Annotated in this window: 6 protein-coding genes; 3 read left to right on the forward strand and 3 right to left on the reverse strand. The window is 61.3% G+C overall.

The window, feature by feature from the left end:
* Positions 1 to 264: 264 nt before the first annotated feature.
* Positions 265 to 2,241 (reverse strand): methyl-accepting chemotaxis protein, encoded by a 1,977-nt coding sequence (locus KBY08_RS26110; RefSeq protein ID WP_057457970.1) that lies wholly within the window; start codon positions 2,239 to 2,241, stop codon positions 265 to 267.
* A gap of 186 nt (positions 2,242 to 2,427) precedes the next feature.
* Positions 2,428 to 3,348 carry a LysR substrate-binding domain-containing protein gene (locus tag KBY08_RS26115; RefSeq protein WP_024641759.1) on the reverse strand — a complete coding sequence of 307 codons (921 nt, stop codon included), beginning with the start codon at positions 3,346 to 3,348 and terminating at the stop codon, positions 2,428 to 2,430.
* A gap of 158 nt (positions 3,349 to 3,506) precedes the next feature.
* Between KBY08_RS26115 and KBY08_RS26120 the strand changes: the two genes are divergently transcribed.
* A complete protein-coding gene (locus KBY08_RS26120) occupies positions 3,507 to 4,889 on the forward strand; it encodes a NorM family multidrug efflux MATE transporter (RefSeq protein ID WP_058822578.1) in 1,383 nt (460 codons plus the stop codon).
* 12 nt (positions 4,890 to 4,901) lie between these two features.
* On the opposite strand, the gene KBY08_RS26125 is transcribed toward KBY08_RS26120, so the two are convergent.
* Positions 4,902 to 6,566: a putative bifunctional diguanylate cyclase/phosphodiesterase gene (locus KBY08_RS26125; protein ID WP_024660940.1), complete on the reverse strand. Its 1,665-nt coding sequence runs from the start codon at positions 6,564 to 6,566 to the stop codon at positions 4,902 to 4,904.
* A 204-nt stretch (positions 6,567 to 6,770) separates the two neighbouring features.
* Here KBY08_RS26125 and rep point away from each other — a divergent pair, with 204 nt between their 5' ends.
* Both rep and KBY08_RS26135 read left to right on the forward strand, forming a co-directional pair.
* Positions 6,771 to 8,780, forward strand: coding sequence for a DNA helicase Rep (gene rep / locus KBY08_RS26130; RefSeq protein WP_003401585.1), 2,010 nt, complete (start codon positions 6,771 to 6,773; stop codon positions 8,778 to 8,780).
* Between the two features lie 51 nt (positions 8,781 to 8,831).
* Positions 8,832 to 9,401 (forward strand): xanthine phosphoribosyltransferase, encoded by a 570-nt coding sequence (locus KBY08_RS26135; protein WP_003401587.1) that lies wholly within the window; start codon positions 8,832 to 8,834, stop codon positions 9,399 to 9,401.
* Positions 9,402 to 9,805 lie beyond the last annotated feature (404 nt).

Consider the following 9,805-nt stretch of genomic DNA (forward strand, 5'->3'; position numbering starts at 1 on the left):
CTAAACGGCTTGAGCCCCGTAAAATACAGGGCTCAGGCGGCGAGCTAAAACTGTCCAACTTTCGGGGGGCAGTCCACAGCGTGGGAATGCTCTTCGTGACGCTGCGCGTCATAACTCTGCGCCACGCCACACATTCAGGACCGGACGCAGAGCGTCCAGAGCGGCATACCCACGCGGAGCATGGGTACGATGGTGTTCTTGAGAGCCGCTATCGCTCTCCGACGCAGAGCGTCGGCGCGATAATCGTGCGCCCTTCAGCAGCCATCAACGGAACCGGTCAACCTCGTGACGCAGTTCTGTCGCCAGGCCATTCAGCTCCTGGGCGGTGATGGCCAGGTTGGACATGACCTGGCGCTGTTCACTGTTGGCCATGGCGATGCTTTGCAGGTTGCTGCTGAGCATGGTCGCAGTGCTGCTTTGTTCCTGGGTGGCGGTGGTGATGGCGGCGAACTGGTGACCGGCCGAGCGACTTTGCTCGTCGATCTGGGCCAGCGCGGAGGCCACTTTGGCGTTGAGCGACAGGCCTTCCTGCATCAGTGTATTGCCCTGCTGCATGGTGCTGATGGCGTTGCCGGTTTCCTGCTGGATGCTGGCGATCATGCCGGAAATCTCATCGGTGGCTTCACGGGTGCGCGAGGCCAGGCTGCGGACTTCGTCAGCCACCACGGCAAAGCCGCGACCTTGTTCGCCGGCGCGCGCGGCCTCGATGGCAGCGTTGAGCGCGAGCAGGTTGGTCTGGTCGGCAATCGAGGTGATTACCCCGACGATGCTGCCGATTTCCTGCGAGCGCTGGCCCAGCGTGTCGATGACTTTGGCGGTGCTGCTCAGCGAAGTGGCGATCTGTTGCAGCGACGAAGACGCCTCTTCCATCGAGGTGCGACCGATGCGTGTCTGCTGGGCATTTTCCTGGGCCAGGCGCTCGGTATTGCCCATGTTGTCGGCGATGTTCATCGACGTGGCGCTGAACTCTTCGACGGCACCGGCCATGCTGGTGATCTCGCCGGATTGCTGTTCCATGCCCTCGAACGCACCGCCCGACAGGCCGGACAGCACGTTGGCGCGGGTGCTGACTTCCTGCGCCGCGGTACGGATATGCGACACCATCGATGACAGTGCTTCGCTCATCTTGTTGAAGCTGCCGGACAGCTGCCCGATCTCGTCGTTGCTGGTCACATTCAGGCGTACGCTCAGGTCGCCCGCACCCAGTGCGTCGGCCTGGCGTACCAGTTCAGACAATGGGCGCAGCTTGCTGCGCAGCAGCCAGATGGCGCTGATCACGGCGATGAGCATGGCCAGCAGACTGCCGATCGCCAGTTGCGTGCCGACGTGCCAGGTCACTTCGCTGATTTCCTTGCGCGGCATGCTGGCGATGACGGTCCAGGGGCCGCCGGCGAACGGCTGGCCGACGCTGTAATAGTTGTCATCCCCGTCATCCCAGAACTGCGCCTTGCCTGGTTTGCTGGCAAGCTCGGCAACGGACTTGGCGGCACCTTCCAGGGATTTGACGCCCGCCGGTGGAACCAGCCAGGTGCCCTTGTCGTCGAGCAGCGCCAGCGAGCCGGTAGAGCCGATGCGGAAGCTCTTGAGGTTATCGAACTGGGTCTTCTGCGCATCGGTGTAATCGAACCCTACGAACAGCGCCGCAATGATCTTGCCGCTGCTGTCGCGGACCGGGCTGTACTGGGTCATGTAATAGCGATCGAACAGCACCGCTTTGCCGACATAGCTCTGCCCGGCGATCAGGCGCTCGTAGGCTGCGCCCTTGCGGTCCAGCACGGTGCCGATGGCGCGGGTGCCATCCTGCTTGCTCAGGGAGGTGCTGATCCGGATGAAGTCGTCGCCGCTGCGCACGAAAATGGTCGCGACGCCGGCGGTCATCGAGCGGAATTCATCGACTTCGGTGAAGTCGTTGTTCAGCGCGGCATCACGCAGGAACAGGCCTGGCGTGGACGTGCCCGCCACGGTGACCGGCTTGTCGGCTTGCAGGCTCAGGCCATCGGCGAAGCGTTTTTCGAACAGGCCACTCAGGCGCTGAGTGCTGTCGCGCAGCGTGCTGTGGAAAGTGTTGAGCTGGTCAGCGAGGAGCCTGGCTTCACTCGACATGTGCTCTTCACGAATGACCAGGTTGGACGCGTCCAGAGACCTCAACGCGAACAGGGTACTACCACTGATAACCACCGCCAGGATCACGGCCAGAGCAATACCAAGTTGCGAAGCAATTCGGGTACGAGGCTTGGACATAGAGACTCCGTGCCGAATGATTGGAGTCGCCGGGTCCGTGGCTTACCATTCAGCTGATAGATTTAGTTGGTGTTTTTACGCTATTTGAACGAGCAATCTTCAAGCAATGCTTCGGCCATCAAGGTCGTTACTTGAGAGCGGAGCGAGACATTTACAGATGATGGCAGTTCAATATTAAACTAAATTTTAATAGAGTACTTCAACTAACGGCAACTTCATGGCACCCACCTCCGCCTGAAGAAAATCGCTGAGGCGTCGCAACCGCTCTGCGCCGGGCCTCGTACGCGGCCAGACCAGATAATAGTTTTCGCCACTGAACACCGCCGTGCGCCACGGCAGGCTCAGACGCGCCTGCGCCACGTCCTCGGCGACCATCAGCAGATCACCCATCGACACACCGTAGCCGCGTGCTGCGGCAATCATTCCCAGCTCCAGGGTGTCGAACACCTGCCCGCCTTTGAGCGACACCTGATCGGCCAGACCCATGCGGTTCAGCCAGGTGCGCCAGTCACGGCGATCAGGGGTGGGATGCAGCAATTCAGCCTTTGCCAGCCGTTCCACGTCCCATGGCGGGTCCTGCAACAAGGTGGGCGCACCGACCGGAATCAGCAATTCGGGAAACAGCAGTGTGGCTTCCCAGTCCGACGGGAAATGCCCCTGGCTGAGTAGAATCGCGCAGTCGAAAGGCTCCTGGGTAAAGTCCACCGCATCGATTTCCATCCACGCGCTGGTCAGTTGCACTTCGTTGCCCACCTGCAGATGACGAAAACGGCTGAGCCGCGCGAGCAGCCAGCGCATGGTCAGGGTGGACGGGGCTTTCATGCGCAGAATGCCCTCGTCGGTCTGCAAGGTGCTGCAAGCGCGTTCCAGTGCCAGGAACCCGTCGCGCACGCCGGGCAACAGCGCGCGTGCCGATTCGGTGAGCTGCAAGTTACGCCCGTTGCGCTGAAACAAGCGGCAGGCAAAGTGCTCTTCCAGCGTACGAATATGCCGGCTTACTGCACTTTGGGTGATCGAAAGTTCCTCGGCCGCGCGGGTAAACGAGGTATGCCGCGCAGCCGCTTCAAAAGCCCTTAGTGCGTAAAGAGGAGGGAGACTGCGAGGCATGAGGGCGCTTCCTGCGGACGATGAGCAGCCACTTTACTGCAAATTGCTTCAGATGAGTTTTAGTCATGCTGAGCATCGGATTTATCGTTTTGTGTTTAGCCGGGCAACTGCCCAGAATACGTCGCTCAATCGTCCCTTTGCCGTAGAGCACCGTCACCATGCAGCATTCCGCCCTCAAAGAACTCTGGATCATTCTGCGCCTGGCGGGGCCGCTGATCGCGTCACAGATGGCGCACATGCTGATGGTCTTCACCGACACCGTGATGATGGGCAAAATCGGCCCGGAAGCCTTGGCCGGCGGTGGTCTGGGCGCTGCCACGTATAGCTTCGTGTCGTTCTTTTGCGTCGGCGTGATGGCCGCAGTCGGCACGCTGGTTTCGATCCGTCACGGCGCTGGCGACACCGAAGGCGCGACTCGTCTGACCCAGGCCGGTCTGTGGCTGGCCTGGGGCATGGCGCTGGTTGCTGCACTGTTGCTGTGGAACCTCGAACCCATCCTGCTGCAGTTCGGTCAGGCCGAAGCCAACGTGCACATGGCGGCTCAATTTCTGATCACCCTGCCCTTTGCCCTGCCCGGCCTGCTCAGCTTCATGGCATTGCGCGGCTTCACCAGCGCACTGGGTCGCGCGGGGCCGGTGATGACCATCAGCCTGGCCGGTGCGGCAGCCAACTTCGTGCTCAATTACGCGTTGATCCATCAATGGCTGGGGCTGCCCAACCTGGGGCTGATGGGCATCGGGCTGGTCACCGCGATCGTCACCAACTGCATGGCCCTGGCGCTGGCGCTGCATATCAGGCTGCATCCGGCCTACGCCGCGTACCCGATCAGAAAGGGGCTTTCGAAACTGTCACGCAGCCACCTGGGCGAGCTGTGGCGCCTCGGTTTGCCGATTGGCGGCACCTATGCAGTGGAAGTCGGGCTGTTCACTTTTGCCGCGTTCTGCATGGGCGCGATGGGCAGCACGCAGATGGCGGCGCACCAGATCGCCCTGCAGACCGTGTCCATGGCGTTCATGGTTCCGGTGGGGATGTCCTACGCGGTCACCATGCGTATCGGCCAGCATTATGGCGCGGGCAACCTGTTGATGGTGCGCATGGCCGGGCGTCTGGGTATCGGTTTCGGCGGCTGTGTGATGCTCATGTTCGGGCTGCTGTTCTGGCTGGCACCGCATCTGGTCATCGGCCTGTTTCTGGACATCAATGACCCGGCGTTCGCCGAGATCGTGGTACTGGCCACAAAACTGCTGGCGATTGCCGCCTTGTTCGAGTTTTTCGACGGCACGCAGACCATTGCCATGGGCGCCATTCGTGGGCTCAAGGATGCGCGCACCACCTTCCTGATCGGCCTGGGCTGCTACTGGCTGATCGCTGCGCCTGCCGCGTGGTTGCTCGGCTTCTCTACCGATGCTGGCGCTTCAGGCGTGTGGTGGGGGCTGGCGCTGGGCCTGTTCTGCTCGGCCGTGGCACTGACCTACGCGTTTGAATGGAAGACGGCGCGGCTGTTGCGTCAGGACGCAGCCGGGTTGGCGGTGCCGGGCTGATCCAGTGCACCGTCACCCGGATCTGGAGGTATCGGCGTGTGCCACTTCCGAACGCAGATAGGTCACCAGTTCTTCCACCGGCAGCGGCCGGCTGATCAGATAGCCTTGCACCTGATTGCAGCCGAAACTGCGCAGCAACTCCAGTTGCCCAGCAGTTTCCACACCCTCGGCGACCACTTCCAGGTTCAGGTTGTGCGCCAGATTGATCATGGCGTTGACCAGCTTGCGGTTCTCTTCGCGTAACTCCATCTGCCCGACAAAAGTCATGTCGATCTTGAGCAGCGCGATGGGCAGGCTGTTGAGGTGCATGAACGACGAATAGCCGGTGCCGAAATCGTCCAGCGAAAAGCGCACGCCCAGTTGGCGCAATGCGTCCATGGTCTGCCTGACCTGATCGCTGCGCCGCATGACCGCGGTTTCGGTCAGTTCGAACTCCAGCCAGCGCGCGTCGACATCGTGTTCCGCGATCAGGCGAGTCAAGGTCGGCAGCAACTGGCTGTCCTGAAACTGCCGGAACGACAGGTTGATCGCCATGTGCAGCGGGGCAAAGCCCTGTTCGCGCAGGGCCTGCATGTCACGCAGGGCGCGGAAGATGACCCAGTAGCCGAGCGGCACGATCAGGCCGCTTTGCTCGGCCAGTGGCACGAATTTGCTGGGCGGCAGCAGCCCGCGTTCCTGATGGCGCCAGCGCACCAGTGCCTCCAGGCCGACGACACGCCCGCTGTCCAGGCACAGGCGCGGCTGGTAATGCAGTTCCAGCTCATCGCGGCGCAAGGCACGGCGCAGTTCACCTTCCAGATCGGCGAGGCTGCGGGCGTTGCGATTGATGCGCTCGTCGAACAGGTGATAGGTGCAGCCCTGCATGCTCTTGGCCTGACGCATGGCGATATGTGCATGCCACATCAGCGGGTCGGCTTCGGGCTGGGCCTGGGAGTGAGCGATGCCCAGGCTGCAACCCAGCAACAGGCTTTCGCCATCGACCCAATAGGGTTCGGCCAGCACGTCGGTGATACGTTCGGCCATTTGCAGGGCGCGTTCGGGGGCTGTTCGGGTGTCGATCAACAAGGCGAATTCGTCGCCCCCCAGGCGGGCGATCTGATCACCGGCATCGAGCTGGTTTTTCAAGCGCGCCACCACTTGCAGGATCAGTCGATCACCGGCCTGATGCCCCAGTGAATCGTTGGCGCGGCGAAAATTGTCCAGGTCCAGATGCCCCAGCGCCACGCTGCCGCCTTCGCTCAGGCGAGCCGAGAGCAGCGCCTGAAACCCCTGGCGGTTGGCGATGCCGGTCAACGGGTCCTGGCCGACCAGACGTCGCAGGCTGTCTTCCAGGCGACTGCGCTCGTGGACATAGCGCAGGCAGCGCCGAAGCGTGTCGCCGGTCAAGGCGTCGCGCACCAGCCAGTCACTGACGCCGGTCGGCCCGACCAGCGGTTCGGCCTCAAGCAGCACCACGGTAGGCAACAGACAGGCCCCGGTCCTGGGCTGCAGATCAGGCGTGGTCAGCAGCACGGTGTTGCGCTCGTTAGCGTAGCGGGCGCTGAAAACATCCCAGTTCGCGCCATGCAGAAGTATCACGTTGCTTCCCGGCGCAGTGAGGCAGCCGCTCAGCAGCGCCTGCCAGAAGGGCTCGTGCGCCAATAACAGCAATCGCAAGGGTTCGACAGGTGTAGGCAATCTAACTTCCTAAGTGCAAAGGAAAAACCGGTGGCCGCACTCTCGCAGGAGCGCGACAAATACACGTATCGCGCGTCGCGGCGCAAATGTAACAAAAACAGAAGAATTAGATAGCTGTCACTGTCTGACGACGATGAGCACTGCACAAAACCGTGGGCCTGTTAAAATGCCCGACCTTTTTTACAGACGACTCTTCATACCGCCATGTCCCGACTCAATCCCCGGCAGCAGGAAGCCGTGAACTACGTCGGCGGCCCTCTTTTGGTGCTCGCCGGTGCCGGTTCCGGCAAGACCAGCGTGATCACCCGCAAGATCGCGCATCTGATCCAGAACTGTGGTATTCGCGCCCAGTACATCGTCGCCATGACCTTCACCAACAAGGCCGCGCGCGAGATGAAAGAGCGGGTCGGCACGCTGCTCAGAGGCGGCGAAGGACGTGGTCTGACGGTCTCGACCTTCCACAACCTGGGCCTGAACATCATCCGCAAGGAGCACACGCGGCTGGGCTACAAACCGGGCTTCTCGATCTTTGACGAGACTGACGTCAAAGCGCTGATGACCGACATCATGCAGAAAGAGTATTCCGGCGACGACGGTGTCGACGAAATCAAGAACATGATCGGCTCATGGAAAAACGACCTGATCCTGCCCGCCGAGGCGCTGGAAAACGCCCGCAACCCCAAGGAACAGACCGCCGCCATCGTCTACACCCACTATCAGCGCACGCTCAAGGCGTACAACGCGGTGGACTTCGACGACCTGATTCTGTTGCCGGTCAAGCTGTTCCAGGAACACGCCGACATCCTGGAAAAGTGGCAGAACAAGGTGCGTTATCTGCTGGTGGACGAATATCAGGACACCAACGCCAGCCAGTACCTGCTGGTGAAGCTGCTGATCGGCACGCGCCATCAGTTCACCGTAGTGGGCGACGACGACCAGTCGATCTACGCCTGGCGTGGCGCGCGGCCGGAAAACCTGATGCTGCTCAAGGACGACTACCCGTCGTTGAAAGTGGTGATGCTGGAGCAGAACTACCGCTCGACCAGCCGTATTCTGCGCTGCGCCAACGTGCTGATCTCCAACAACCCGCACGCCTTCGAAAAGCAGTTGTGGTCCGAGATGGGCCATGGCGACGAGATCCGCGTGATCCGCTGCCGCAACGAAGACGCCGAGGCCGAGCGGGTGGCCATGGAGATCCTCACCCTGCACCTGCGCACCGACCGCCCGTACAGCGATTTCGCCATCCTCTATCGCGGCAACTACCAGGCCAAACTGATCGAGCTGAAATTGCAGCATCACCAGGTGCCGTATCGACTGTCGGGCGGCAACAGCTTTTTCGGCCGCCAGGAAGTGAAGGACCTGATGGCTTATTTCCGTCTGCTGGTGAACCCGGACGACGACAACGCCTTCCTGCGGGTGATCAACGTTCCGCGTCGCGAGATCGGCTCGACCACGCTGGAAAAGCTCGGCAACTACGCCACCGAGCGCAAGGTGTCGATGTACGCTGCCACCGACGAGATCGGTCTGGGCGAGCATCTGGACAGCCGATTCACCGACCGCTTGCAGCGTTTCAAGCGCTGGATGGACGGGGTGCGCCAGCAGTGCGCGCAGAACGATCCCATCGCCGCGCTGCGCAGCATGGTCATGGACATCGACTACGAGAACTGGCTGCGGCAGAACAGCTCCAGCGAAAAGGCCGCCGATTATCGGATGAGCAACGTCTGGTTCCTGATCGAGGCGTTGAAAAACACGCTGGAGAAGGACGAAGAAGGCGGCATGACCATCGAGGAAGCCATCGGCAAGCTGGTCCTGCGCGACATGCTCGAACGTCAGCAGGAAGAGGAAGACGGTGCCGAGGGTGTGCAGATGATGACCTTGCACGCCTCCAAGGGCCTGGAATTCCCTTACGTGTTCATCATGGGCATGGAAGAAGAAATCCTGCCGCACCGCTCCAGCATCGAAGCCGACACCATCGAAGAAGAGCGCCGCCTGGCCTACGTGGGCATCACCCGCGCACGGCAGACCCTGGCGTTCACCTTTGCCGCCAAGCGCAAGCAGTACGGTGAAATCATCGACTGCGCGCCAAGCCGCTTTCTGGATGAGCTGCCCCCGGACGACCTGGCCTGGGAAGGCAATGACGACACCCCGACGGAAGTCAAAGCGGTTCGCGGCAACACTGCGCTTGCCGATATTCGCGCCATGCTGAAACGCTAGCCGACACCCTATTGATCATTTATTGCGCAATGGCGCAGCCAAGGAATTTAAGTGGAAGCACTGCACAAGAAAATTCGCGAAGAAGGCATCGTATTGTCCGATCAGGTGCTGAAGGTCGATGCGTTTCTCAACCATCAGATCGATCCGGCGCTGATGAAGGAAATCGGCGATGAATTCGCCCGACTGTTCGCCGACGCTGGCGTGACCAAGATCGTGACCATTGAAGCTTCCGGCATCGCGCCGGCAGTCATGGCGGGTTTGAACATGGGCGTGCCGGTGATCTTCGCTCGCAAGCACCAGTCCCTGACCCTGACCGAAAACCTGCTGACGGCGAGTGTGTACTCATTCACCAAGCAGGTGGAAAGCACCGTGGCAATCTCGCCGCGCCACCTGAGCAGCGACGACAACGTGCTGATCATCGATGACTTCCTGGCCAACGGCAAAGCCTCACAGGCGCTGATCTCGATCATCAAACAGGCCGGCGCCACGGTGGCCGGGCTGGGCATCGTGATCGAGAAATCCTTCCAGGGCGGCCGCGCTGAGCTGGACGCCCAGGGCTATCGCGTCGAATCCCTGGCGCGGGTCGAGTCCCTGGCCGGTGGGGTTGTGACGTTCAAGTAAGGCTCCCGAGGGCGGACGCGGAGCGTCCGGAAAGGCATGCGACGCGGAGCGTCGCACGATAGTTGCGATGATCGTTCCTCACGCTCTAGTGGGAGTGCAGGTCTCGACGCTCTGCGTCGTCAAGAGGACGCGGAGCGTCCGGAAAGGCATGCGACGCGGAGCGCCGCACGATAGTTGTGATGATCGTTCCCTACGCTCCAGCGTGGGAATGCAGTTCCCGACGCTCTGCGTCGTCAAGAGGACGCGGAGCGTCCAGAAAGGCATGCAACGCGGAGCGCCGCACGATAGTTGTGATGATCGTTCCTCACGCTCCCGTGGACTGCCCCCCGAAAGTTGGACAGTTTTAGCTCGCCGCCTGAGCCCTGTATTTTACGGGGCTCAAGCCGTTTAGCTTCAGTTTGATG

Source organism: Pseudomonas sp. P135, assembly GCF_020312125.1.
In the GTDB taxonomy this organism is placed as follows: domain Bacteria; phylum Pseudomonadota; class Gammaproteobacteria; order Pseudomonadales; family Pseudomonadaceae; genus Aquipseudomonas; species Aquipseudomonas fragariae.

Bases quoted from the DNA above. Each gene is read 5' to 3' on its own strand.
- KBY08_RS26110 (WP_057457970.1), bottom strand. From the start codon at position 2,241: ATGTCCAAGCCTCGTACCCGAATTGCTTCGCAACTTGGTATTGCTCTG.
- KBY08_RS26115 (WP_024641759.1), bottom strand. From the start codon at position 3,348: ATGCCTCGCAGTCTCCCTCCTCTTTACGCACTAAGGGCTTTTGAAGCG.
- KBY08_RS26120 (WP_058822578.1), top strand. From the start codon at position 3,507: ATGCAGCATTCCGCCCTCAAAGAACTCTGGATCATTCTGCGCCTGGCG.
- rep (WP_003401585.1), top strand. From the start codon at position 6,771: ATGTCCCGACTCAATCCCCGGCAGCAGGAAGCCGTGAACTACGTCGGC.